This is a genomic window from Isoalcanivorax pacificus W11-5, from assembly GCF_000299335.2.
Lineage (GTDB): Bacteria > Pseudomonadota > Gammaproteobacteria > Pseudomonadales > Alcanivoracaceae > Isoalcanivorax > Isoalcanivorax pacificus.
This window is the reverse complement of record NZ_CP004387.1, coordinates 1,455,500-1,480,208: the sequence shown is the minus strand read 5'-3', so window position 1 is coordinate 1,480,208 and position 24,709 is coordinate 1,455,500. Positions and strand designations below refer to the sequence as shown.

The 24,709-nt window shown below is 65.1% G+C and carries 18 protein-coding genes and 2 tRNA genes; 14 read left to right on the top strand and 6 right to left on the bottom strand.

All coding sequences use genetic code 11. The annotated features are described in order from the left end of the window. Positions 1 to 6 precede the first annotated feature (6 nt). A complete protein-coding gene (locus S7S_RS19815) occupies positions 7 to 462 on the bottom strand; it encodes a tripartite tricarboxylate transporter TctB family protein (RefSeq protein ID WP_008738964.1) in 456 nt (151 codons plus the stop codon). Positions 463 to 934: 472 nt separating this feature from the next. Between S7S_RS19815 and S7S_RS06620 the strand changes: the two genes are divergently transcribed. The 10 genes from S7S_RS06620 to S7S_RS06575 all read left to right on the top strand — a co-directional run bounded on the left by S7S_RS06620 (position 935) and on the right by S7S_RS06575 (position 15,751). After that, positions 935 to 2,098, top strand: coding sequence for a CaiB/BaiF CoA transferase family protein (locus tag S7S_RS06620; protein ID WP_008738966.1), 1,164 nt, complete (start codon positions 935 to 937; stop codon positions 2,096 to 2,098). A 94-nt stretch (positions 2,099 to 2,192) separates the two neighbouring features. Beyond that, positions 2,193 to 3,020 carry an HTD2 family dehydratase gene (locus S7S_RS06615; RefSeq protein WP_008738968.1) on the top strand — a complete coding sequence of 276 codons (828 nt, stop codon included), beginning with the start codon at positions 2,193 to 2,195 and terminating at the stop codon, positions 3,018 to 3,020. Positions 3,021 to 3,039: 19 nt separating this feature from the next. After that, the gene (locus tag S7S_RS06610; RefSeq protein ID WP_008738970.1) at positions 3,040 to 4,206 is read left to right on the top strand and encodes an acyl-CoA dehydrogenase family protein; all 1,167 of its coding nucleotides are present in this window, start codon (positions 3,040 to 3,042) and stop codon (positions 4,204 to 4,206) included. A 10-nt stretch (positions 4,207 to 4,216) separates the two neighbouring features. After that, entirely contained in the window at positions 4,217 to 5,566 is a 1,350-nt protein-coding gene (locus tag S7S_RS06605; RefSeq protein WP_008738973.1) for an MmgE/PrpD family protein, read from the top strand. Between the two features lie 21 nt (positions 5,567 to 5,587). Then, positions 5,588 to 6,784, top strand: a complete 1,197-nt coding sequence (locus tag S7S_RS06600) for a CaiB/BaiF CoA transferase family protein (RefSeq protein WP_008738976.1) — start codon at positions 5,588 to 5,590, stop codon at positions 6,782 to 6,784. Positions 6,785 to 6,786: 2 nt separating this feature from the next. Next, a complete protein-coding gene (locus S7S_RS06595) occupies positions 6,787 to 7,626 on the top strand; it encodes an HpcH/HpaI aldolase/citrate lyase family protein (RefSeq protein ID WP_008738978.1) in 840 nt (279 codons plus the stop codon). A 31-nt stretch (positions 7,627 to 7,657) separates the two neighbouring features. Beyond that, the gene (locus tag S7S_RS06590) at positions 7,658 to 9,244 is read left to right on the top strand and encodes a class I adenylate-forming enzyme family protein (protein ID WP_008738980.1); all 1,587 of its coding nucleotides are present in this window, start codon (positions 7,658 to 7,660) and stop codon (positions 9,242 to 9,244) included. A gap of 6 nt (positions 9,245 to 9,250) precedes the next feature. Next, entirely contained in the window at positions 9,251 to 10,075 is an 825-nt protein-coding gene (locus tag S7S_RS06585) for a thioesterase family protein (protein WP_008738982.1), read from the top strand. 174 nt (positions 10,076 to 10,249) lie between these two features. Further along, the gene (locus S7S_RS06580) at positions 10,250 to 12,874 is read left to right on the top strand and encodes a winged helix-turn-helix domain-containing protein (RefSeq protein WP_008738984.1); all 2,625 of its coding nucleotides are present in this window, start codon (positions 10,250 to 10,252) and stop codon (positions 12,872 to 12,874) included. Positions 12,875 to 13,003: 129 nt separating this feature from the next. Then, positions 13,004 to 15,751: a peroxidase family protein gene (locus S7S_RS06575; protein WP_008738986.1), complete on the top strand. Its 2,748-nt coding sequence runs from the start codon at positions 13,004 to 13,006 to the stop codon at positions 15,749 to 15,751. A 265-nt stretch (positions 15,752 to 16,016) separates the two neighbouring features. Here S7S_RS06575 and S7S_RS06570 read toward each other — a convergent pair. Further along, positions 16,017 to 16,092, bottom strand: a tRNA-Gly gene (locus S7S_RS06570). A gap of 3 nt (positions 16,093 to 16,095) precedes the next feature. Then, positions 16,096 to 16,171, bottom strand: a tRNA-Glu gene (locus tag S7S_RS06565). Between the two features lie 206 nt (positions 16,172 to 16,377). Here S7S_RS06565 and S7S_RS06560 point away from each other — a divergent pair. Beyond that, a complete protein-coding gene (locus tag S7S_RS06560; protein ID WP_008738987.1) occupies positions 16,378 to 17,034 on the top strand; it encodes a glutathione S-transferase family protein in 657 nt (218 codons plus the stop codon). Positions 17,035 to 17,054: 20 nt separating this feature from the next. Here the strand turns inward: S7S_RS06560 and S7S_RS06555 are convergent, their stop codons facing one another. Then, complete coding sequence (locus S7S_RS06555) at positions 17,055 to 17,513, bottom strand: helix-turn-helix domain-containing protein (protein ID WP_041025944.1); 459 nt, start codon at positions 17,511 to 17,513, stop codon at positions 17,055 to 17,057. Between the two features lie 194 nt (positions 17,514 to 17,707). On the opposite strand from S7S_RS06555, the gene S7S_RS06550 reads away from it, so the two are divergent. Together S7S_RS06550 and S7S_RS06545 are read left to right on the top strand one after the other, a co-directional pair. Then, the gene (locus S7S_RS06550; RefSeq protein WP_008738991.1) at positions 17,708 to 18,376 is read left to right on the top strand and encodes a response regulator; all 669 of its coding nucleotides are present in this window, start codon (positions 17,708 to 17,710) and stop codon (positions 18,374 to 18,376) included. Beyond that, positions 18,373 to 20,271 carry a sensor histidine kinase gene (locus tag S7S_RS06545; protein WP_008738993.1) on the top strand — a complete coding sequence of 633 codons (1,899 nt, stop codon included), beginning with the start codon at positions 18,373 to 18,375 and terminating at the stop codon, positions 20,269 to 20,271. Before S7S_RS06550 ends, S7S_RS06545 begins: the two co-directional genes overlap by 4 nt. On the opposite strand, the gene S7S_RS06540 is transcribed toward S7S_RS06545, so the two are convergent. Then, positions 20,244 to 21,164: a lipase family protein gene (locus S7S_RS06540; RefSeq protein WP_008738994.1), complete on the bottom strand. Its 921-nt coding sequence runs from the start codon at positions 21,162 to 21,164 to the stop codon at positions 20,244 to 20,246. The two genes, S7S_RS06545 and S7S_RS06540, sit on opposite strands and share 28 nt — an antisense overlap. A 98-nt stretch (positions 21,165 to 21,262) precedes the next feature. Continuing rightward, positions 21,263 to 22,192 (bottom strand): LysR family transcriptional regulator, encoded by a 930-nt coding sequence (locus S7S_RS06535; RefSeq protein WP_008738996.1) that lies wholly within the window; start codon positions 22,190 to 22,192, stop codon positions 21,263 to 21,265. A gap of 128 nt (positions 22,193 to 22,320) precedes the next feature. On the opposite strand from S7S_RS06535, the gene metE reads away from it, so the two are divergent. Next, a complete protein-coding gene (gene metE / locus S7S_RS06530) occupies positions 22,321 to 24,612 on the top strand; it encodes a 5-methyltetrahydropteroyltriglutamate--homocysteine S-methyltransferase (protein ID WP_008738999.1) in 2,292 nt (763 codons plus the stop codon). The last annotated feature ends 97 nt before the right edge of the window (positions 24,613 to 24,709 follow it).

Here is a 24,709-nt window from a genome sequence, read left to right as displayed (position 1 = left end):
ACCGGCTTACCCTCCGAACGCAGACAGCGGCAGGCCGAGGGCCTTGACGAACAGCAACACGCTGATCACAGACATGGCCGCAGCAATGCACAGCACAGTGACCGGACGAAACGGACTTTCTGCCAGGCTGCCGAGCACCACCAGTGCACAGGTTGCCGGCACCAGCCCGGCCCGCTCGACCAGGAAGGCAAAGGTGATGATCCCCAGGCCAATCATCAGGATCGGCCGGAACGGGATCCGCACCACCACCTGTTCGGTGCTCCGCGCCACCTCGAACACCAGTACCACGCCGATGACCAGCAGCAGCGCGCCCAGAATCATCGGGAAGTACCCGGTGCCCATCCGGCTCAGGGAGCCCATGGGATAATCGCGGGCAATGACCATCACCGCCACGCCCAGCAGCAGCACGCACAGCGCACCGCTGAGTTCAACAAGATTGAGTTTTTTCATGGTATTCAGCATGGCAGGCCACCTCGGCGACCGTGCGGGGCGGAAGGGGCAGTTTCGTGCAGTGAAAAGAAAACGACACTGGCCACTGACCTGATGACACAACGCATAGAGCGAGTCTCCTGTTTTTTTTATCTCCGTGACCAGCCACGGACGGTATCCGTGAAGAACGGGGATGGCGCCTGCCCGCTCTGACCGGTCACGAAACGGTGACACGTCCGGGCGGGTTCTGCCCCGGCGTGCCATCTTGTCAACGTCTGAAGGGTGTCCAGACCGGCCCAAGCTTGTCCCGGTGCGCGGCGGGCAACAATGGCCATATCCATCAAAATCGGATGACAGAATATGCCATCGCGTTGCTGATACATCACGCCAATGATTCGCGAAGATTTTGCCATTGGCGCTGAAAAACGCCGCTTCTACACTCCGTGGATCGCAAAAAACCGGGCATCCCAGACCGGCAACCCATGTTATCCGGAGAGTAGTACCCATGAATGACACTTCACCGCTGCGCGGTGTGCGCGTGCTGGATCTGACCCGCCTGCTGCCCGGCCCGGTGTGCAGCCTGCACCTGGCCGACCTCGGTGCCGACGTGATCAAGATCGAGGACACCGGCGCCGGCGATTACGTGCCACCGATTCTCCGGGCGATCATCAACCGCAACAAGCGCGGCATCCGCATCGACCTGAAACAGCAAAGCGGCCTGGAGGTGTTCCTGCGCCTGGTACGCAGCGCCGATATTGTCATCGAAGGCTTTCGCCCCGGCGTCGCCGACCGTCTTGGCATCAGCTACGACGTGCTGTCGAAACTGAACCCGAAACTGGTCTACTGCAGCATCAGCGGCTATGGCCAGACCGGCCCCTACCGCGACGCCCCCGGCCACGACCTGAACTATTGCGGCTTCACCGGCGTGGCCGACCAGATCGGCTTCGATGCCCAGTCTCCGGCGCTGTCGAATGTGCCGCTGGCCGATCTCATGGGCGGCACACTGACCGCGCTGATGGGCATCCAGGCGGCCCTGTTCGACGCCCAGCGCAGTGGCCGTGGCCGCTACGTGGACATGTCCATCAGCGATGGCGTGCTGGCCCACGCGGTCATGCCGCTGGCCACGCTCGGCACCCATGGCCACACCTATCCGGCGGGGGGCGATACCCTGTCTGGCGGCCTGCCCTGCTATGGCCTGTACCGCACCCGCGACGGCCGCTTTATGGCGGTTGGCGCGCTGGAGCGCAAGTTCTGGGACCGTTTCTGTGACCTGATCGAACGGCCCGACCTGAAGGACAAACACCGCAGCCACGACAAGGCCGTGAACCGCGCCGTGCACGCCGAGCTGACCGGGCTGTTCGCCAGCCAGGAGCAGGAATACTGGGCCGAGCGTTTCAAGGACAACGACTGCTGCGTGACGCCGGTGCTGAAACTGGAAGAAGCCCTGCAACACGAACAGTTCCGCGCCCGTGACATGGTGCTGGAGACCGAGCACCCGACCTACGGCCCGGTCACCCAGGCGGCCTGCCCGGTGCGCATGAGCCAGTTCCGGTTCAGCCTGCGCCGGCATGCGCCGCTGCCGGGCGAGCATACCCGCGAGGTCCTGAAGGAAGCCGGCCTCAGCGACGCGGACATCGACGATCTGAGCAGCACGCGGGCAGTGGTCTGACCCCTGCCCCGCCGCCGTCCGGGGTGACGCGGCAGTGCGCCCACTGCATAATGTATACCGTATACGAATAACATCACTGACCCGGAGCATCCTGATGTCTGCCCCACTGGATCAATGGCTTGGCCGCGAGGAACACTGCGACGACAACCTGGATATCGCCCTGGTCACGCGGCTGGCCGCGACCTTTGACCGGCCCGCGCCGGCCGGTGGCGAGCCCTTGCCCTGGCTGTGGCACTGGGCGTTCTTCCAGACCCCGGCGCCCGCCAGCGAGATCGGCATCGATGGCCATCCGGCGCGGGGCGGCTTCCTGCCGCCGGCAGACGACCGTCATCGCATGTGGGCCGGCAGCCGGGTGGATTTCCTGGCGCCGCTGCGCATCGGCCAGCGCGCACGGCGCCGCACCCGCATCCAGGCGATTGAAGAAAAGCATGGGCGCACCGGCTCGCTGCTGTTTGTCACACTGATGCACGAATACACCCAGGCCGGCACGCTGTGCCTGCGCGAGGAACAGGACATCGTCTACCGTGCCCCGTCCGCGCCCCGTGCCGGTGAACCGACGCCGCTTCCGGCCTGCGACTGGTACGACGAGATCACCCCCGATCCGGTGCTGCTGTTCCGCTATTCCGCAGTGACCTTCAACGGTCACCGCATTCATTACGACCAGCCCTACACCACCGGCGAGGAAGGCTACCCCGGCCTGGTGGTACACGGCCCGCTGCTGGCCACGCTGATGATGCAGGCGTTCAACCGCGCCCACCCGAACACTACCCCGACTCACATGCGCTTCCGTGGCCTGCGCCCGATGATCGCCCCGGCACCCTTCCGTGCCGGGGGCCGCATCACAGCGCCCGGCGAAGCGGAGATCTTTATCGATAACGAGCACGGCCCGGCCCAGCACGGCGTGCTGCGTTTTACTGAATAAGTTTGCGGAGGAAGACCCGATGTCCCTGTTCCACGATCAAGAAGCGCTCGACAGCATCCGCGAAGGTGTGCGCGGCCTGTGTGCCAACTTCAGCGATGCCTACTGGCGCGATATCGACCAGCAGCACGCGTTCCCGGTGGATTTCGTCTCCGCCATGACCCAGGCCGGCTGGCTGGCGGCGATGATCCCGGAAGAATTCGGCGGTTCCGGCCTGGGCCTGGCGGAAGCGTCGGTGATCCTCGAAGAAGTGAACCGGTGTGGCGGCAACTCCGGCACCATTCACGGCCAGATGTACAACATGTTCACGCTGCTCAAGCACGGTTCGGCAGAACAGAAGCAAAAATTCCTGCCGAAACTCGCCAGCGGTGAACTGCGCCTGCAATCCATGGGCGTGACCGAACCGACCACCGGCACCGACACCACCAAGATCAAGACCATGGCGGTGAAGAAAGGTGACAAGTACGTCATCAATGGCCAGAAAGTGTGGATCTCGCGCATCCAGAATTCCGACCTGATGATCCTGCTGGCACGCACCACCCCGCTGGCTGAGGTAAAGAAAAAAACCGAAGGCATGTCGATTTTCCTGGTCGACCTGCACGAGGCCATCGGCAACGGCATGACCGTGCAGCCGATCGAGAACATGGTGCACCACGTCACCAACGAGCTGTTCTTCGACAACCTGGAAATCCCGGCGGACAGCCTGATCGGCGAAGAAGGCCAGGGCTTCCGCTACATCCTCTCCGGTCTGAATGCCGAGCGCACCCTGATCGCCGCCGAGTGCATCGGCGACGGCCGCTGGTTTATCGACAAGGCCAGCCGCTACGCCCGCGAGCGCGAAGTGTTCGGTCGCCCGATCGGCCAGAACCAGGGCGTACAGTTCCCGATTGCCGAAGCGCATATCGAAGTGGAAGCCGCCGACCTGATGCGCTGGCGCGCCTGCGCCGAATACGATGCGGGCCGCAACGCGGGCGCAGAAGCGAACATGGCCAAGTACCTGGCCGCCAAAGCCTCCTGGGAAGCGGCCAACGTGTGCCTGCAGACCCACGGCGGTTTCGGTTTTGCCTGCGAATACGATGTCGAGCGCAAGTTCCGTGAAACGCGGCTGTATCAGGTGGCCCCCATCTCCACCAACCTGATCCTGTCGTATGTGTCCGAGCATCTGCTCGGCCTGCCGCGTTCGTTCTGAGGACGAGATCATGACCGCCACCCAGGACCTGACCGCGTTTCTCGCCCGGCTGCAATACAGCGACCTGCCGGACGCTGTGATCGCCCGCACTGAAGACCTGTTCCTCGACTGGCTGGCCTCGGTGCTGGCCGGCCGGCACGAGCATCCGATCCCGCTGTTCGAACGCTATGCCACGCGCATGGGGCCGGCGGACGGCCGCAGCAAGCGCATCAACCACGGCAGCTTTACGACGCCGTATTTTGCTGCGCTGGTGAATGGCGCTGCCTCGCACGTGGTGGAACAGGATGACCTGCACAACAGCTCGGTCCTGCACCCGGCCACGGTCGTGTTTCCGGCGGCGCTGGCCGCCGCACAGGATCTCGGCAGCAGCGGCCAGGAGCTGATCCTGGCGTCGGTGGCTGGCTATGAAGCCGGCATCCGCATCGGTGAATTCCTGGGCCGCTCGCACTACCGCATTTTCCACACCACCGCGACGGTCGGCACCCTGGCCGCCGCCGTGGCCGTTGGCAAACTGATGCAGTTCAACGCCAGCGGTTTTACGCACCTGCTCGGCAGCGCCGGCACCCAGGCCGCCGGCCTGTGGGAATTCCTGCGTGATGCGGCAGACTCAAAACAACTGCACACCGCCAAGGCGGCCGCCGATGGCCTGCTCGCGGCCTATCTGACCGAAAGCGGCCTGACCGGTGCGCAGAATATTCTCGAAGGCCCGCAGGGGCTGGCCGCCGGCATGTCCAGCGACGCCGATGCAAAATGGCTCAACGATGGCCTGGGCACGCGCTGGGCGCTGACGGAAACCTCGTTCAAGTTCCACGCTTCCTGCCGCCATACCCACCCGGCAGCGGACGCGCTGCTGGACCTGATGCAGCGCGAACATCTCACTGCCGATGACATCGAGACCGTCACCGCCCGCGTGCACCAGGGCGCCATTGATGTACTCGGCCGCGTGGACGTGCCGCAAAGCATTCACCAGGCGAAATTTTCCATGGGCGCCGTGCTGGGTCTGATCGCCGTCTACGGCAGCGCCTCGCTGGTGGAATTCCGCGACCACGCGCTGACTGATCCGCGCGTATCCGCCTTCCGCGAGCGCGTCAGCATGGTGCTGGAGCCGGAAGTGGACAACGCCTATCCGCAACGCTGGCTTGGCCGCGTCACCGTGACGACAAAAGATGGCCGCACCCTGCACGGCGCCACCGACGAGCCAAAAGGCGATCCGGGCAACACGCTCACGCGTCCGGAACTGGAAGACAAGTTCCGCCGGCTGGTGGCGTTTTCCGACGCCGGTGATGCACAGCAGGTTGATGCCTGGATCAACGCCGTCTGGTCGTTGCACACGCAGGCCGACCTGCGCACTCTGTTCTGACGCTTTCCCGGGAGAAACACGATGTCGCAAGCCACAGCGCCAAGACCACTGGACGGCATCACCGTCATCAGCATGGAGCACGCCATCGCGGCGCCCTTCTGCACCCGTCAGCTGGCCGATCTCGGCGCCCGGGTGATCAAGGTCGAGCGCCCCGGCGTGGGTGACTTCGCACGCAACTATGACGAGCGCGTCAACGGCCTGGCGTCACATTTCGTCTGGACCAACCGCTCTAAAGAAAGCCTGACGCTGGACCTGAAACAGGGAGACGCCACCGTCATTCTCGACCAGTTGCTGGCCGACGCCGACGTGCTGGTGCAGAACCTGGCGCCCGGCGCGGCCGCGCGGATGGGGCTCTCCTTTGATGCCCTGCACGAACGCTTCCCGCAACTGATCGTGTGCGATATTTCCGGCTATGGCGTGGGTGGTTCCTATCAGGACAAGAAAGCCTACGACCTGCTGATCCAGAGCGAGGCCGGTTTCCTGTCGGTCACCGGCACCCAGGACGATATGGCCAAGGCCGGCAACTCGATTGCCGACATCGCCGCCGGCATGTACGCCTACACCAGCATCCTCAGCGCCCTGCTGCTGCGCGGCAAGACCGGCAAAGGCTCCGCCATTGATGTATCAATGCTGGAAAGCCTGGTGGAGTGGATGAACTACCCGCTCTATTACGCCTTTGAAAACGCCTCACCGCCGCCGCGAACCGGCGCCGCGCACGCCACCATCTATCCCTACGGCCCGTTCGGCACCGGCGACGGCCAGACCGTCATGCTCGGCTTGCAGAACGAACGCGAATGGGCACTGTTCTGCGAAAAAGTACTGCAACAGGCGGCGCTGACCACCGATGACCGTTTCAGCAGCAATTCAAAGCGCGTCGCCAACCGGGAGGCCTTGCGGGCGCTCATCGACGAGACATTTTCCGGGCTGACGGCAGCGCAGGTGATCGCCCGTCTGGACGACGCACAGATCGCCAATGCCCACGTCAACGACATGCACGGCGTCTGGGCGCACCCGCAACTGCGCGAACGCCAGCGCTGGACCACCATCGGCAGCCCCGCCGGCGACATTCCCGCGCTGTTGCCGCCCGGCACCAGCAATGCCTGGACACCACGCATGGACCCCGTGCCGGGTCTGGGCGAGCACAACCAGCACATTCTCCGCGACCTGGGCTACGACGACGCCCGCATCCGCGCCCTGCGCGACAAGGGAGTGATCTGATCATGGCCCACATCGAGGTTCTCAACCGCGTTCCCCCGCTGCGCTCAGCACTGTTCGTCCCCGCCAGCCGCCCGGAACGGATTCCGCGTGCGCTGGCCAGCGGTGCAGACTGCGTGATCGTGGACCTGGAAGATGCCGTCGCCACGGACGACAAAAACAGCGCCCGCGATGCACTGGCCGCCTTTCTGCGCCAGCACCCGGACAGCGGCATCGCCGTGCGCGTCAATGGCTGCGACACGCCCTGGTTCAGCGACGACCTGGCACTGTGCCGTGCATACCCGGGCATCCGCGCCGTGGTCCTGCCGAAAACCGAATCCGCCCGCCAGGTGACGCAGGCACGCACCGCCGGCCTGCCCGTCTGGCCCCTGATCGAAAGCGCCGCCGGCCTGCTCGCGCTGGCAGAGATCGTCCGCGCCGACGGCGTGGAACGGCTCAGCTACGGCGGCCTGGACCTGGGGGTGGACCTGGGCCTGACGCCGGGCACGGATGGCGCCGCCCGCATGCTCGACGCGGTGCGCTACCAGCTGCTGGTGCATGCCCGTGCCGCCGGCCTGCCAGCGCCACTGGAGACCGTCTGCACCGAATTCAACGACGCCGCCACCGTGCGCCGCGTGGCGCGGCTGGCCCGCGACTCCGGCTTTGCCGGCATGCTCTGCATTCATCCAAAGCAGATCGCACCGGCCCATGACGGCTTTGGTTATGACGCAGCGGATGTGGCCTGGGCACGCCGCGTGCTGGACATGGCTGCCGAACACCACGGCGCCGCCTTCCAGCTCGACGGCCGCATGGTCGACGCGCCGGTGATTCTGCGCGCACAGCGCATCGTCGCCAACACCGACTGAACCCGTCATCAAGAACAACAAGGAAACCATCATGCATCACCTCATCGCCGACATGCCGGTCTACGCCGCGCCCACCGCCACCGTTTTCGAAGACATGCCGGGCAAAATGCGCCGCCTGGCCATTGAGCAGCCGGACGCACCGGCGGTGACGGATGACCACGGCACCTGGACACGCCGCGAATTGATGGCGCAGGCGCATCGCATCGCCCACCGCCTGCTCGCCTGCGGCCTGCAACGCGGTGACACCGTGGCCGTGCTGGCCGCGAACAGCCGCGAATATATCGCGCTGCTGACCGGCACCCTGGCCGCCGGTGGCTGCATCGTGCCGTTATCCGGCCTCGCCACGGGCGAAACGCTGGCGCTGATGATTGATGACTGCGACACCCGCTTTTTGTTCTGCGACCGCAGCTACGGCGAAAACCTGCCGCCCCTGCCCGGCATCCCCGACGGGCATCGCGTACTGCTCGACAGTGATACCGACGCGCATGACGCCCTTGCCCTGCCGAACTGGCTCGGCGACGCCGCCGACACCGCACCCGATATACAGCTCACCGAAGACGACGCCTTCAATATCATCTACAGCTCCGGCACCACCGGCCGCCCGAAAGGCATCGTGCACGACCACCGCCTGCGCACGCGCCAGTATGATCGTTTCGTCAAAATGGGTTTTGTACCAGGCTGCGTCACCCTGCTGGCCACCCCGATCTATTCCAACACCACCATGGTGGCGTTGCTGCCGACGCTGCAGGGCGGTGGCCATGTGGTGCTGATGAGCAAATTCAATGCCGCAGGCTACCTGGCACTGGCGGAACAATACCGCGTCACGCACACCATCCTGATCCCGGTGCAATACCAGCGCCTGCTGGCCGAGGAGGCGTTTGATCGCACGGACCTGTCGTCCTTCAAACTGAAAATGTCATCCGGTGCACCGTTGCGGTCACCGGTCATCCGTGATCTGGTCGCGCGCTGGCCCGGCACGCTGCTGGAAGTCTATGGCATGACCGAAGGCGGTGGCAGCACCGTGCTCAACTGCACTGCATTCCCGGACAAATGGGATTCCGTCGGCCAGGCCGGCGAAGGCACGACACTGCATGTGATTGATGAACAGGGCAACATCCTGCCACCGAACACCGCCGGCGAACTGGTCGGCCGGGGCGGCACCATGATGCGCGGCTATTACAAGCGCCCGGACCAGAACGAGGATATCGTCTGGCGTGACGCAGAAGGCCAGGTGTATTTCCGTACCGGCGACATGGCGCGCATCGACGAGCAGGGTTTTGTCTATCTGCTGGATCGCCGCAAGGACATGATTCTTTCCGGCGGCTTCAACATCTACGCCGAAGACCTGGAAAAAGTGCTCGCCAGCCACGACGCCGTCGCCGACGTGGCCGTGATCGCCGTGCCCTCCGATGCCTGGGGTGAAACACCGTACGGCATCGTGGTGCTGAAAGCCGGTGCCCAGATCAGCGCGGACGATCTGAAACACTGGGCCAATGAACGCCTGGGCAAAACCCAGCGCCTGTCCGCGCTCGAATTCCGCGATGAACTGCCGCGCAACCCGCTCGGCAAGATCATGAAGCGTGAACTGCGCGCGCCCTTCTGGGACAACGACGTCTGAGCCGGCATGGACAATAACATTCTCTACCACCAGGCCGGCGACACCTTTGTGCCCACCCCGCTGGCCAACGGCCCCTGGGCCGGCGCCGTGTTGCACGGCTCGGCCGTCGCCGGGCTGTTCGGCCATCTGGCCGAAACACAGGTGGCCGCGCACCCGGCATTCATGCTCAACCGCCTGACGCTGGATTTCATGCGCCCGGTGCCGAACGCGCCGCTGCGCGCGGAGACCGACACACTGCGCGACGGCGGCCGGCTGAAACTCTGGCAATTGCGTCTGTTGGCCGGTGACACGCTGGTGACGCAGGCACTGGCGCTGGCCCAGCACTGCGATGACGTGGTGCTGCCGGACACCGCCCCCAGGCCGCCAGAACCGCCTGCGCACCGCGACACCCTGCCCCTGAGCCTGATGGCGGACTGGATGCGCACACGGCGCCCGGACGTGCCGCACAGCCTTCACTCCCTGCTGGAAATGCACCTGTTTTCCCCCTGGAACCTGTCCGGCCAGGGGCATTGCTGGCTGCGCCTGCCGGCGCAGGTGGTCGCGAACACACCCTGTTCACCACTGGTCCACGCCATCATGATCGCCGACATGGGCAACGGCGCCGCACACCTGGACCTGAAGCCGGGGCTGGGCACCATCAATGCCGACATCACCCTGTCGCTGTATCGCTACCCCACCTCGGCATGGCTCGGCATGCGCGCCTGCAATCTGTTCCAGCCCCATGGCACCGGCATCATTCATGCCGAACTGTTCGACGAACAGGGCGGCTTCGGACACGTATTGCAAAGCGTGCTGGCGAACCGTAAACCCCGGCGCGCGGCACCGGCCTGATGGCATATCGCCACCAGATGACCGGTCAGTGCCGGCGCCACAAACTGTGATCCGCTGCCCTGAAGCGGCCACACCGATTCGCTAACGTCCCGGCCAGGACAAGGCCCGACACCCCGTCTGTATCAGCTTGCGGCCTGCCACAACAACAATAACAACACGCCGGGCGAACGCGAGATGGCTACCCCTGACACGCCTGCGCCAGGCCGGTTTCTGCGCACCGGCCTGGTCAACCTGCTGGCACAGAGTGCCGAGGTCCCCCTGACGCTGCTGCTGGCACCGGCAGGCGCCGGCAAGTCGACCCTGCTCAATCAATGGCAGGAGCACAGCGGCCCCGCGTACGTGGTGCGCATGAACCTGTACCCGCCCGACGACGACCCGGTGCGCTTTCTGCGCCGCTTCGCCGAAAAGACCCGCGCCGCCGTGCCGGCGTTCGATACGTCCTGGTTCATGCCGTTCGATGTCGCCGAACTGCCGCCGGCCTCCATCGCCGACGCACTGTTTGATGCCCTGCAGCAGGTCACCGCGCCGCTGTTCATCGTGTTCGATGACTTCCAGCACATCCACAGCCCGGAAACCCTCAGCGTGATCGACGCGTTGCTGGCGCAACCGCCGGATGACGTGCACCTGATCATCGCCAGCCGTACTCCGCCGGGGCTGAACCTGAGCCGTCTGCGGCTCGACGACCGGCTACTGGAGATCGGCATGGACGCGCTGCGCATCCAGCCCGAGGAGGTGCAGCGGCTGAGCCACTGCCTCGGCGGCGAACCGCTGGCCGACGACGTGCTTGCACGGCTGATGACGATCACCGAAGGCTGGATCGCCGGCGTCAAGATCGCGCTCGTCGCCTCGCAGCGCAGCGGCATGCAGACCTTGCAGGGCTTCGACGCCAGCCAGCCGGAAATCATGGAATATTTTGGCCACGCGGTGCTCAGCGGCCTGCCGGAAGTCGCCCGTACCCTGTTCATGCAGAGCGCATTGCTGGACACCTTCAACGCCACCTTGTGCGACGACGTCCTGCAGACCGACCGTGCCGCCAGGCTGATCGAGGAACTGGCTTCGCGCGAACTGTTTCTGATGCCGGTGTCCGGCCAGCCGGGCTGGTACCGCTATCACACCCTGCTGCGCGACGTGCTGCAGGCACGGCTGGCCATCGAGCAGCCCGACTGCGTGGCGCCGATCCATCGCCGTGCCACGCACTTTTTTGTGCGCGCACAGAATTTCCCCCAGGCCACCTGGCACGCCTACCGCTGCGGCGACCAGGCGCTGTTCATCGACTGCCTGGAAAACGCCTTCGATTACTGGCTGCGCGAAGGCTACGCCAGCCACATTCTCGGCTGGGCGGAGGCGCTGCCGGATGAACTGATCCTGCGTCACGACAGGCTGGCGGCGCCGCTGATCAGCACGCTGACGCTGTCGCGCCGTTTTTTCCGTGCGCGCTATTACCTGGATGCGCTGAAAGCCACGCCCCGGTCCTCCGCCAGCGATGACGACGACCCTGCCCGCGTGCGCGATTTTCTCGAACTGCACCTGCAGCTGTTCCAGCACGACACCGATTTCATGGCCGGCGCCGACCTGTCGCTGCTGATGGAAAATGCCGGCCAGCGGGATATTCGCGCTTTTTCCCTGGCCATGGTCGCCTACCATCATCTGCAACACGGCCGCCTGGAATCCGCGCTGGCGTTTGCCTGGCAGGCGCGTGAAGTCCTGTTGCGGCTCGGCCACCATTACACCGCCGGCTATGCCGGGCTGATCATTGCGCTGGCCAACCAGCAACTGGGACACATCGGCGAGGCGGTGGCGTTTATCGTCGAACATTTCCACACGACAGCCCGCGACAGCCCCGTATGGTCGCTGTGGGCCACCGGCATGGTGGTGGTGCTGTACGATCAGAATCGCCTGGACGAAGCACGCCAGGTCTGTGAAGACCTGTTGCCGATGGTGTCCTCGGCCTCGGCCACGGAAATGATCTCCACCGTCTACCTGACCCTGTCGCGGCTGCAACATCTGGAAGGCCGTCAGCAGGCGTCCGGGCGCATGCTGGAAAAGCTGCTCGGTATTCTGCAGCTCGGCAACTATGAACGCTTTGTCAGCATGACGGTGCTGGAAATGGTGCGGCAGGCCCTCACCGGCGGCCAGTGGCAACGTCTCGATGCCGTGGCGGAACGCTTCGCGCTGGCCGACTGGGCACACGACAACCTGGCCGGGCCGCTGCCGCCCTACAGCCAGAGCTGGGAGCGCACCGGGCTGGCCGCCGTCTACTGGCTGGTTGCCGGGGGCCGCAGCCAGGACGCCATCGCCCTGCTGCAGCGTCTGCTGGCAGTGGTCAAAAAAGCCGGCATCCGCACCCGCGCCTCCATCATCGACGCCAACCTGCTGGTACTGACAGCAAAGCACCTGCCGCCGCCGGAGCAGGCGCGCGGCGTGGAAGCGCTGATCACCCGCTATGGCCTGATGAACATCAACCGCTCCGTGTTTGACGAAGCACCGGGGCTCTCGCCGCTGATGAACCGGTTGTGGGCAGACGGCACCCTGGCGTTACCGGAGGGCTACACGCAACTGTTCCCGGCGGTGTTCACCGCCACCCCCGCGCAGCCGCCGCTGGACGCCGATCCGGACGCCGTGCTGACCCCGAAAGAACTGGAAATCTTCACGCTGTTGCAGAACGGCCTGAGCAACGCGCAGATCAGCGAACGCACCGGCGTCTCCATCACCACCACAAAATGGCATCTGAAAAACATCTACAGCAAGCTCGGCATCACCCGCCGCACCGACGTATTGCTGCGCACACCACCGCGCTGAATCTGAACCACTTGGCATTTTCCCACCCACCCCCTCCCCGCGGAGGGGGTGGGTGGGGTCATACCATTGCTAGAGTCCGCCGTTGTCATCAGACAGACCGCGACAAAACAACAACGACGGAGACCTATCATGGCCATGACCCCCTGGGTGACCTGGCCGGCGCTCACCAAATTCGGCACCCTGGGCATCATGGGTGCGTTACTGGTGCTGGCCGGACAGCGTGAAGACCTGCTCAATAACAACATGTTCGACGAGGAAGACTGGGCGGGCAGAAATGCCGCCATCGTCTGCGACCAGCGCAGCCTGACCGCCCGTACCGAGGACGGCACCTGCAATATTCTGGAAAACCCCGCCGAAGGCTCCGCCCACGTCAACTTCGGGCGCAACGTCAATCCGAGCGTGGCACAGGCGGAAACCCTCAACGACACGCTGCTGGTGCCGAACCCGCGCGAAGTCAGCAACCTGCTGATGTCTCGCGGCGACGACTTCAAGCCGGCCACGACGCTGAACTTTATCGCCACCGCCTGGATCCAGTTCATGGTGCACGACTGGTTCGATCACGGTCCGCGCAGCGACGCCAACCCGATCGAATTTCCGCTGCCACCGGGTGATGCCCTCGGCAGCGGCACCATGTCCGTGCAGCGCACGCGCCCGGACCCGAGGGTCAGCGGCACGGAAACCACCGTGACCTATGAAAACATCAATACCCACTGGTGGGACGGCTCACAACTCTATGGCAGTGACAAGGCCACCAACGACGCCGTGCGCTCGTTCATTGACGGCAAACTGGAAGTCGATGCCGACGGCCGCCTGCCGACCGAATTTCTCAGCGGCAAACCGGTCACCGGCTTCAACGAAAACTGGTGGGTCGGCCTGAGCATGCTGCATCACCTGTTCACACTGGAACACAACGCCATCGCCGACATGCTCAAGGCCAATAATCCGGGCCAGTCTGATCAATGGCTGTTCGACAAGGCACGTCTGATCAACTCGGCATTGATGGCGAAGATTCACACCGTGGAATGGACCCCGGCGATCCTCGCCAACCCGGTACTGGAACGCGCCATGTACGCCAACTGGTGGGGCCTGGGCGGCGACCGCGACACGCGCGACAGATTCCAGGGCGACCTGGACACGCTGAACAATAACCTGGCGCAACTCGGCAGCCTGTTCAGTCTGGTCGGCATCGACACCGGCCTGGGTGACAACCCGACCAGCTCGATTGAACACGCCCTGGCCGGCCTGGTCGGCTCGCGCACGCCGAACAACTACGGCGTGCCCTACACGCTGACCGAAGAATTCGTGTCGGTGTACCGCATGCACCCACTGCTGCGCGACAATGTCGATATCTACGACATCGGTTCCAATATTGTCGACACATCGATACCGATCCAGCATACCCGCGACAGCAACGCCGAAGCGCTGCTCGGCGACGCTGGCGCAGACCGCCTGTGGTACTCGTTCGGCATCACCCACCCGGGCGCGCTGACACTGAACAATTACCCGGATTTCATGCGCAACCTGTCGCTGCCGTTTGTCGGCGATATCGACATGGCGGCGATTGATATTCTTCGCGACCGGGAACGCGGCGTACCGCGCTATAACGAGTTCCGCCGCCAGATCGGCCTGAAGCCGATCACCCGTTTCGAAGACCTGACCAGCGACCCGACACTGCTGGCAAACCTGAAAACGCTGTACAGCAACGACGTCGAAATGATCGATACCCTGGTCGGGCAACTGGCGGAAGAAACCCGTCCGGAAGGCTTCGGCTTTGGCGAAACCTCGTTCCAGATTTTCATTCTCAACGCCTCACGGCGCCTGATGACCGACCGCTTTTTCACCACTGACTACACCGATGCGGTCTACACCGCCGCCGGCATCGACTGGGTGGAAGACAACACCATGGTCGACGTGATCCGCCGTCACTTCCCGTCCCTGGCCAGCAGCCTGGCCGGCATGGACAACGCCTTCAAGCCCTGGGGCCTGAACATGCCGGCGGACTACCAGAGCTGGAGTGCCGGCGCGAAACAGGACCACCTGTGGGTCAACGGCGCACTGCGCACCAGCTATGCCGCCGGCAGCGTGCCGGCCATCGAGCCGATCGACATCGGTGGTTTGATCAATTCAGTGCTGTGGACCAAAGTGCGCGACGTCACCGACGTGACCCCGCCAGGCTACAGCAAGCCGATCCACCCGCGCGGCGCACTGGCCAAAGTACAGTTCGTGCCCAGTGCCGGGCACCCCTTCACCGGCCTGTTCAAAGGCGCTGACCATGGCCTGCTGCGGCTGTCGGTCACCGGCGACCCGTCCGACCGGGGCTTTGCACCGGGGCTGGCGCTGAAACTGTTTGTCGATGGCCGGCGTTCGGAAAACATTTCCGCGCTGTACACGCTCAGCGGCCAGGGCAGCAACCACAATATCTTTGCCAACGAAATGTCCAACTACGTGCAGCCGGAAGTGAACGAAACCCTGGGCACCACCGCACTGTTCTCGCTGGTATCGACCAAACCGACGCTGCTGGTGATGAGCGACATGGCAAAGGTGAACCAGGACGGCTCCGGGGTGGGCAGTGTGAAAGCACCGACGCAAATCTACTTTGTGCCGAACACCAGCCTGCGCAACGCCATCAGCACCGCGCCACACGATTTCCGCGACGACCTGACCACCCTGCCGGCCGGCACCCGCGTGTATGACGTGTACGGCACCAGCCAGGCGATCAGAACCTCGCTGTTCCCCTGGGTGACGGAACGCTACGCCCGTGAGCGGCGCGACAGCGCGGTGAAGATCGGTGAGCTGGTCACCACGTCCGCATTCACCCTGTCGCAATTTGGCGATACCGGTATTTTCTTCAAGCATCAGCGTTACGAAGACCGCTGACCTGGCTGCACGGTTACACCGCCCGGGCCTCGTCGGCCCGGGCGGTGATGACGGGGTACAGCGGGAACGGTATCGACATACAAAAAGCGCCCCTCACAGAGGGATGGCCTCAGTGGCACGGGTTCGAGGGAGGGAGCAACAAGGCATTTCCGGGTGGGGTTGCGGGGAGACATCCTGGTCTGGACGTGCCGGGTTTCGCCGTTGGCACTACCCACCCCGAGAAACAAAAAGGCCGGTTGTTTGCACAACCGGCCTTTTTTTAATCTGGAGCGGGAAACGAGGTTCGAACTCGCGACCTCAACCTTGGCAAGGTTGCGCTCTACCAACTGAGCTATTCCCGCTAATGGCGTCCCTTAGGGGATTCGAACCCCTGTTACCGCCGTGAAAGGGCGGTGTCCTAGGCCTCTAGACGAAAGGGACGCAGTGGCTGCCGGTAGCATCCGGAAGCGGCGCAAAGTCTAGCAGGCGCTCGCCGGGCGTCAAGCGAAAAAAATAAAAATGCCATCATTTGCCGCAGGGTCGCCTGCCCTGCCCGGCATGACCGATTCCGTCATTGACCCCGGCCGCTGACGCTTGCTCAGATAGGCCCCGACATCCGATCCCGAAGTGACCCAGGGGAGTAACCCATGAGCATCAAACTGCACGGCGCCGCCCTCTCGCCTTTTGTCCGCAAGACCCGCGTCGCCCTGGCCGAGAAAGGCCTCGCCTTTGAATCCGTCCATGTCGACCCGTTCAGCTCCCCGGCGGAGTACAGCGCCCTCAACCCACTGCGCCGCATCCCGGCGATGGAAGACGGGGACAAGGTGCTGGCCGATTCCGGTGTGATCTGTGCCTATCTGGAAAAAGCCTACCCGGAGCCGCCGCTCTACCCGGCCGATGCCTATGAGTACGGCCGCGCGCTGTGGCTGGAAAAATACGCCGATTACGAGGTTGCGCCGCAGGCCACCTTCGGGGTGTTCCGCAACCGCATCGTGATGAAGCTGGCCGGCAAACCCTGCGACGAGGAAAAGGTGCAGAAAGCCCTGACCGAGAAGCTGCCACCGCTGTTCGACTATCTGGAAACGCAGATCGAGGGCCGTGACTGGTTTGCAGGCGACGCTTTCAGCATCGCTGACATCGCGGTCGCCACCCAGTGTGTGAACCTCCAGCACGGTGGCGAACAGGTGGACCCGGCACGCTGGCCGGCACTGGCTGCCCACATCGCCAAGGTGCACCAGCGGCCGAGCTTCGCCAGGCTGATCGAGCGGGAAAGCCAGTTCGTGGCGAAAGTCCGCGGCGAGTAAGTCCCGAGCGCGCCGGTGGCTCAACCGCCGGCGCGCACATCCCGCGCCCGTACCCCGAAGCGGCGGCGGAACAGCCGGCTGAAGCTGGTGCTGTCGAGAAAACCACAGCGGCGGGCCACTTCGGCAATCGGCACCGAGGCCGGCAGGCTGTGCAGCAGACACCACACCCGTTGCAGGCGTTGTTCGCGAATATATCCCGCCACCGCCAGATCCCGATCGGCAAAGGCCCGGTACAGCGTGGCCCGTGAGCAGCCCAGTCGTGCGGCGATGAAGGCCGCATCCAGGCCGGGGTGTGCCAGTTGCAGGTCAATCAGGCGGCAGGCGGCGAGCCACAGGTCATGCGGCCGGCCACTGATGCCTCCCCACAACCGCACCACCAGCGGCTGCCCGCCCCAGCTCTCCCTGCCACTGGCAGGCTCGTTCCCCGCCTCGTCACGGAGGCGCCGGGCGCGGTGATTATCGTGCTGAATCTGTGTCACGCATCCTGCCCCCTGAGGCTGGCCGGACATGGCCGGTGGACGCGCCGGCCTGCTCGCCGCCGCAGGGCGTCATTATCGACAGCCCTGTTCAGCGCTGTCTGTCACCCAAACTGAGGACAGCGCCGGCTAGGCCTGCAAAATGCGCCCTGCCGGCGTATGCTTGGCAAAAAATAACCGGCCGGACGCACACTGCCGTGGGGGCAAAACAAGACGTGATCACGCTGGCAATGGTGGAGGACGATCCACTGTTCCGTACGGCAGTGGCGCAAGCCATAGCCGCCACGGCAGAGCTGCGTCTTGTGCTGGAGGCCGCCACGCTGCAACAGGGTCTGGCCCTGCTCGCGCAGGCGGCACCGCAGGTCCTGCTGGTGGACCTGGGCCTGCCGGACGGTTCCGGCATCGACATGATCCGCGCCGCCCGTGACGCCTGGCCGGCCTGCAGCATCATGGTCGCGACGCTGTTCGGTGACGAAGCGCGGGTGCTGCAATCGATCCACGCCGGCGCCGCCGGCTACCTGCTCAAGGACGCCAGCGCCGCACATATCGTCAGTGAAATCCGTACCCTGCACGCCGGCGGCAGCCCGATCAGCCCGGCCATTGCCCGCCAGCTCCTGCGCTATCTGCCCGCCGTACCGGAGGCCGGTGCGCGGGACGACGACAACAGCCTGTCAGCGCGGGAAACCGAGGTGCTGTCGCGCATTGCCCGGGGCTACGCCATGCACGAGATCGCCGCCGAACTGGGGGTGTCCCCCTGGACCGTGCAAACCTATATTCGCCGCCTCTACACCAAACTCGGCGTCAATTCCCGCGCCGGGGCGGTGCACGAAGCCTACCGCCGGCAATGGCTGAGCCCGGACCAGTGAGATACCTGGCGCTGCTGGCCCTGACCTGCCTGCTGGGCGCCTGTGGCGCGGCCGCCACCAGCCCGCTGACCCGTGCCCTGACCCACGCCGAACTACTGACGCTGCCACCGCAGGCCGGCACCTTCACGCCGCCGCCTCCCCGGCTGGACACACCGCTGCCGGAGACAGGCTGGACGCCGGTCACCCTGCCCCATTCCCTGCCCCGTGACGTGACGCCACTGGAACACGGCCCGAGTGTCTACACCACCTGGTACCGGTTTGCACTCGACGCAGCCCAGCAACAGGCGCATACGCCGCTGTTCCTCTATTTGCCACGCTGGCAGACCGTGGGGCAGGTGGCGCTCTACGGCGACGGCTCCCTGCTCTGGCGCTCCCGGGGTGACCCGGTCTGGAACGGTTTCAACCGGCCCGTCTGGGTGCCGCTGGACCCGCTGGACGGTGGCCCGCGCCCGGCCACTCTGTTGCTGCGCATGGACAGCACGCCCGGCTTCGGCGGCGGCATCACCCGCGTCTGGGTCGGCAGCGAGGAGGATCTGATCTGGTCCTACCGCGCTCGCCTGGTGTTGCAGAACCTGCTGCCGCCGGCCATCGCGGTCGTCTATCTGGTGCTGGCGCTGTTCGGCCTGAGCCTGTGGCGGCCGGGCCGCAGCGAGTGGCTGGCGCCGCTGTTCTTTATCGCTTCCCTGCTTTATCTGGTGCGGGTACTGCACTTCACCGGGCCGCTGGACACGCGGCTGGTCAGTTCGGCATGGTTCGGCTGGCTGACCGTGAACAGTGTCGGCTGGCTGGTGGTGGTGAGCCTGGTCTTCAACTTCTGGCTGTGCCGGCGGCGCTATCGCCTGATGGAACGGCTGATGCTGCTGGGCATGCTCTGCGCCACGCTGGCCACCCTGCCGGGGCTGGCGTCGTCCACCACCACGGCGGCCCTGGCCAATCTCAGTTACGGCCTGGTGCTGCTGATGACGGCCATCGCCATTCCGCTGCTGCTGTGGACGGCGGTGCGTGGCCGCGACCGGCTGGCGCTGGCGCTGGCCTGCCTGAATATCGCCGGTGTGCCGCTGGCGGTGCACGACATCCTGCTGATGAATTACCAGCTCAGCCTGGAGCGGCTGTATCTGCATATCTATTCCGTGGGGGCGTTCTTCCTGTTGCTCTGGTACATCCTCAACCGGCGTTTCCAGGAAGGTTTCAGGGCGATGGAACAGGGCCAGTTGCTGCTCACGCGCACGCTCGCCGCGCGCGAAGCGGAACTGGCGGAAAGTTACCGGCAATTGCGCGAAATAGAACGCCGTGACGTGCTCACCGGCGAACGCCAGCGGCTGATGCAGGACATGCACGACGGCCTCGGTGCCTCACTCACCGGCGCGCTGCGCATGATCGAGCACGGCCAGTGCAACAACGATCATCTCGGCGAAGTGCTGCGCGAATGCATCGAGGCGCTCAAGCTCACCATCGATTCGCTGGAGCCCGTGGAGGCCGATCTCGGGTTACTGCTCGGCACCCTGCGCTTTCGCATGCAGCCACGGCTGGAAGCGGCCGGCCTGTCGGTGCGCTGGCACATTGAGGCACTGCCTCCGCTGGCCTGGCTGACACCGGGCAGCGCACTGCATGTCCTGCGCGTTGTGCAGGAGGCAATCACCAATGTCATCAAGCACGCGCAGGCCGATACCCTCTGGCTCAGCGCCAGTGCGAATGCCGACAGCGTGCAGGTGCAGATCAGCGACAACGGCATCGGCCTGCCCGCACAACCGGTGTCGTCCGGGCGCGGGCTGACCAATATGCGTCATCGCGCTGCCGCCCTCGGCGCGCAGGCGGCGTGGACCGCACGGCCCGAAGGCGGCACGCGTTTTACCCTTACGCTGCCAGCTCACTCCGTGGCACAGGTCCCGGCCTGACAGACACAGTGCAGGTAGCGCCCGTCAGCAGAATGCGCGGCCGCAATCCTGCTGAATTCAAGATGCTCCAGCGCGTACTTCATCGCATCCCAGGCATCGCGCTCGGCCTTGTCGCCATACTCGATGGCACAACCCGGCCCGATATAACGCAGGATGCCCATCGGTACATACAGGTTGTTGCCGGCCGCCGGCCAGTTGGCGCTGGCCAGTTGCTGCGTCGCGCCCCTGTCACGCTGTTCGGCGTGCGCGAGCAGCGCCAGTGAGGGCCACCAGGGCAGGTACGGCACCAGGTCGTATTCGTTCTGGTAACGCACGCTGAACGGCCGCAGGCCCAGGGCGTTGTAGTTGTCGCGGAAGTGCGCGTCGCAGGTCAGCGGCGCAGCGAAGCAGCAGTTTTCAACCAGCACGTGCGGCATCTGCGACTTCAGCAATGACGCCGCCAGGAACGTCATCGCCGCGCCCTTGGAGTGGCCAGTGATAAGGATGCCCTGCTTGCGGCTGAGGTCGATGCGCCCCAGTGCCGCCATCACCTGCGGCCAGATGCTGTGCAGCGCGGTGGCAAAGCCGGTTTCGACGCGGCCGAAATGCCGGCCGTTGACGATCCAGTCGGTGGGGCCGGCTTCGAAATCCTGCAGCCAGTCGCGCACCCAGGCCCAGAAATCGCCAGTGAACGGCGGCAGCGTGCCGCGTATCGCGAGCACCACCCAGTTGTCCCAGGTTTCGGCAACAAAGCCGGCGTTGATATGGTCAGGGCCGTTGATGAAGACGGTGGGCGTGGTGCCCGATTGCAGGCCCAGCGCCTGCAGATCGGGATTGGCGGGATCGAGCTTGCCATTGTGGATCGCGTAGCAGGCGACCGAGGCGTGGATCAGGCGACATTCCAGTGTGGCCATGGTGCTTCCCCTTTTCGTTGACAGCCCGCGTCCGGCGGGCGCGGAAAAGGGTTCACTGTGGCAGGTTGCGGCGCCTGCGCAATGCTGGCGCTACGCCGCTACGCGCCCTGCCCGCGCGGCATGCGAATGCCGGACAGGTCGCGGAAACACAGCTCCCGCGCCACGGCGAGAAAATCCTGCAGATAGGGTGCGTGCTGCTCCTCCACCCGCACGGCGGCGTACAGTGTGCGCCACACCCCTTCGGCACCGAGTGGCACGGCCTTCAGCAATCCCTGGTCGAGGTATTCGGTCAGCGCCCAGTTCGGCAACGCCGCCACGCCCCGGCCACTGGCCACCAGCTGCGCCATCATCGGCGTCAGTTCGGCGGTGCGCTGCGCCGCCGGTTCGACGCCGGCGGGGTCCAGGAACGCGGTGAAAATATCCAGTCGGGCCCGCTCCACCGGGTAGGTGATCAAAGTCTGGTCGGCAAGATCATCCGGTGCCAGATGACGACGCGCCGCCAGCGCGCTGTCGCGGGCCACGGCCAGTACCAGCTCATAGCGGAACAGCGGGATATAACTCACGGCGTCCATCGGCACCGGGTCAGAGGTGATCACCAGGTCCAGGTCACCGCGCACCAGCGCCGGGATCGGGGCAAAGGAAAACCCCGCCGACAGGTCCAGCGCCACGTCCGGCCACTGGCTGCGGAACACATCCAGCGCCGGCATCAGCCACTGGAAGCAGGAATGGCACTCGATGGCCAGGTGCAACCGGCCAGTCTGGCCCGCCGCCAGCCGCCGCAGTTCGCGCTCGGCGGTACGCAGGCGCGGCAATACCTCGTCCGCCAACCCCAGCAGCCGCAGCCCGGCGGTGGTGAAGCGCAGCGGCCGGGTGCGCCGGTTCAGCAGTTGCAGCCCCAGCCGGTCTTCCAGGTCGCGCAACTGGTGCGACAGCGCGGACTGGGTGACATGCAGCCGCTCGGCGGCCTCCACCAGGCTGCCGCCTTCGCGGATGGCGGTGAGGGTTTCCAGATGGCGCAGCTCTAACATGAGACAATCTCATAGTTCATATGCGGAACTTGATTTTGTCTCACATTGTGTCCTCGTCACAATAGCCCACTGACTGGACGTGGCCGCCGTGGCTGCGCAGACCCTTTCACCACCGAACGGACAAGATCATGACCACGCTGCACACGCTTGGCTTCCCGCGCATCGGCGCGCGACGCGAACTGAAACAGGCCCAGGAGGCCTACTGGGCCGGCACCCTGCAACGCTCGGAGCTTGAGCATGTGGGCCGCGAACTGCGCGCCCGGCACTGGGCTGCCCAGGCCGAGGCGGGCATCAGCCTGCTGCCGGTGGGCGATTTCGCCTGGTATGACCAGATGCTGGAATGGAACTGCCTGCTCGGCGCCGTGCCGCCGCGCTTCGGCCAGGACGCCGGTGAGCCGGTGGACCTGGACACCCTGTTCCGCATGGCCCGTGGCCGCGCACCCAGTGGCACGCCTGCCGCTGCCTGCGAAATGACCAAGTGGTTCGATACCAACTACCACTACATCGTGCCGGAACTGCACCCGTCGCAGACCTACCGCATCGCCCGCGACAGCCTGTTCGAGCAGGTGGCCGAGGCGCAGGCCCAGGGCCACCAGGCCAAGCCGGTCATTCCCGGCCCGCTGAGCTGGCTGTGGCTGGGCAAGGGCGACGCCTACACCAGCGCCGGCGACAGCGCCAAGCTGGACCTGCTGGAACGGCTGGTGCCGGTGTACCGCGAGGTCTTGGCACGGCTGGCCGACCAGGGCGTGGAATGGGTACAGATCGACGAACCGATTCTGGTGCTGGATCTGCCGGACGCCTGGCAGCGCGCCTTGCTGCGCGTCTATGACCAGCTCACCGCCGGCCCGGTCAAGCTGCTGCTGGCCACCTACTTCGGCGGCCTGAACGACAACCTGTTCACCGCGCTGGCACTGCCGGTAGCCGGCCTGCACCTGGATCTGGTGCGCGCGCCGGAACAGCTTGCGGCAGTGCTGCCCCGGCTGGGCGACAAGAAAATCCTCTCTGCCGGTGTCATCAACGGCCGCAACATATGGCGGACCGATCTGGACAAGGCCCTGGCGCTGATCGAGCCGGCCCGTGCCCAACTGGGGGAACGTTTGTGGCTGGCACCGTCCTGCTCACTGCTGCATGTGCCGGTGGACCTGGCGCATGAACAGAAACTGGATGCGGAACTGAAAGGCTGGCTCAGTTTTGCCCGGCAGAAACTGGACGAGCTGGCGCTGCTTGCGCAGGCGCTGGATGCACCGGCGGAGGCGGCCGAAGCACTGGCCGGCCAACGCGCCGCCATCGCTGCACGCGCCACTTCGCCGCGCATCCACAACCCGGCAGTGCAAGCATACATGGCAGTGCTGGATGGCGTGTCGCGTGATCGCCAGTCGCCGTTCGAGACGCGCATCAGCGCCCAGCAACAGGCGCTGAAACTGCCGGCGTTCCCGACCACCACCATCGGCTCGTTCCCGCAGACCCGGGAAATCCGCGCGCTACGCCGCGACCTGAAAAAAGGCGCCCTGAGCGAGGCCGATTACGACGCCGCCATCCGCCGGGAAATCGAACAGTGCATCCGCTATCAGGAAGAAATCGGCATCGATGTGCTGGTGCACGGCGAAGCCGAGCGTAACGACATGGTGGAATACTTCGGCGAACTGCTGGAGGGCTTTGCCTTCACGCAGAATGGCTGGGTGCAAAGCTACGGCTCGCGCTGCGTAAAACCACCGGTGATCTTCGGCGACGTAAGCCGCCCGCAACCGATGACGGTGGCCTGGAGCGCCTATGCACAGTCGCTGACCGACAAGCCGGTCAAGGGCATGCTCACCGGCCCGGTGACGATCCTGCAATGGTCGTTCGTGCGCGATGACCAGCCGCGCCAGAAAACCTGTGAGCAGCTTGCGCTGGCACTGCGACAGGAAGTGCTCGACCTGGAAGACGCCGGCATCCGCGTGATCCAGATCGACGAACCCGCCCTGCGCGAGGGCCTGCCGCTGCGCCGCGCCGACTGGCCGGCCTACCTCGGCTGGGCAGTGGACTGTTTCCGCCTGAGCACCGGCGCCGTGCGCGATGACACGCAGACGCACACGCACATGTGCTACGCGGAATTCAACGACATCATCGAATCCATCGCCGCCATGGACGCCGACGTGATCACCATCGAAACGTCCCGCTCGAACATGGAACTGTTGAAAGCGTTCGAGGATTTCCACTACCCGAACGACATCGGCCCCGGGGTCTATGACATCCACTCGCCAAACGTGCCGGAGGTGGACTGGATTGTCGGCCTGATGCAGAAAGCCGCCGCCAACCTCCCGGCAGAGCGACTGTGGGTGAACCCGGATTGCGGGCTGAAGACCCGTGGCTGGGAGGAAACCCGCAGCGCACTGGAAAACATGGTGCAGGCTGCCCGCCGCCTGCGCGACGCCGGCTGATCGCCGGCTGCCCCCGCCGGCCCCGTGCCGGCGGGGCGCATTTCACAAAAAGCACGCCTGCGATTTGTGAAGCGCCGCGCCCCGTTCCTAGCATGGG

Coding starts and splice junctions, on each gene's coding strand:
- S7S_RS19815 (WP_008738964.1), bottom strand. CDS start 462: ATGCTGAATACCATGAAAAAACTCAATCTTGTTGAACTCAGCGGTGCG.
- S7S_RS06620 (WP_008738966.1), top strand. CDS start 935: ATGAATGACACTTCACCGCTGCGCGGTGTGCGCGTGCTGGATCTGACC.
- S7S_RS06615 (WP_008738968.1), top strand. CDS start 2,193: ATGTCTGCCCCACTGGATCAATGGCTTGGCCGCGAGGAACACTGCGAC.
- S7S_RS06610 (WP_008738970.1), top strand. CDS start 3,040: ATGTCCCTGTTCCACGATCAAGAAGCGCTCGACAGCATCCGCGAAGGT.
- S7S_RS06605 (WP_008738973.1), top strand. CDS start 4,217: ATGACCGCCACCCAGGACCTGACCGCGTTTCTCGCCCGGCTGCAATAC.
- S7S_RS06600 (WP_008738976.1), top strand. CDS start 5,588: ATGTCGCAAGCCACAGCGCCAAGACCACTGGACGGCATCACCGTCATC.
- S7S_RS06595 (WP_008738978.1), top strand. CDS start 6,787: ATGGCCCACATCGAGGTTCTCAACCGCGTTCCCCCGCTGCGCTCAGCA.
- S7S_RS06590 (WP_008738980.1), top strand. CDS start 7,658: ATGCATCACCTCATCGCCGACATGCCGGTCTACGCCGCGCCCACCGCC.
- S7S_RS06585 (WP_008738982.1), top strand. CDS start 9,251: ATGGACAATAACATTCTCTACCACCAGGCCGGCGACACCTTTGTGCCC.
- S7S_RS06580 (WP_008738984.1), top strand. CDS start 10,250: ATGGCTACCCCTGACACGCCTGCGCCAGGCCGGTTTCTGCGCACCGGC.
- S7S_RS06575 (WP_008738986.1), top strand. CDS start 13,004: ATGGCCATGACCCCCTGGGTGACCTGGCCGGCGCTCACCAAATTCGGC.
- S7S_RS06560 (WP_008738987.1), top strand. CDS start 16,378: ATGAGCATCAAACTGCACGGCGCCGCCCTCTCGCCTTTTGTCCGCAAG.
- S7S_RS06540 (WP_008738994.1), bottom strand. CDS start 21,164: ATGGCCACACTGGAATGTCGCCTGATCCACGCCTCGGTCGCCTGCTAC.
- S7S_RS06535 (WP_008738996.1), bottom strand. CDS start 22,192: ATGTTAGAGCTGCGCCATCTGGAAACCCTCACCGCCATCCGCGAAGGC.
- metE (WP_008738999.1), top strand. CDS start 22,321: ATGACCACGCTGCACACGCTTGGCTTCCCGCGCATCGGCGCGCGACGC.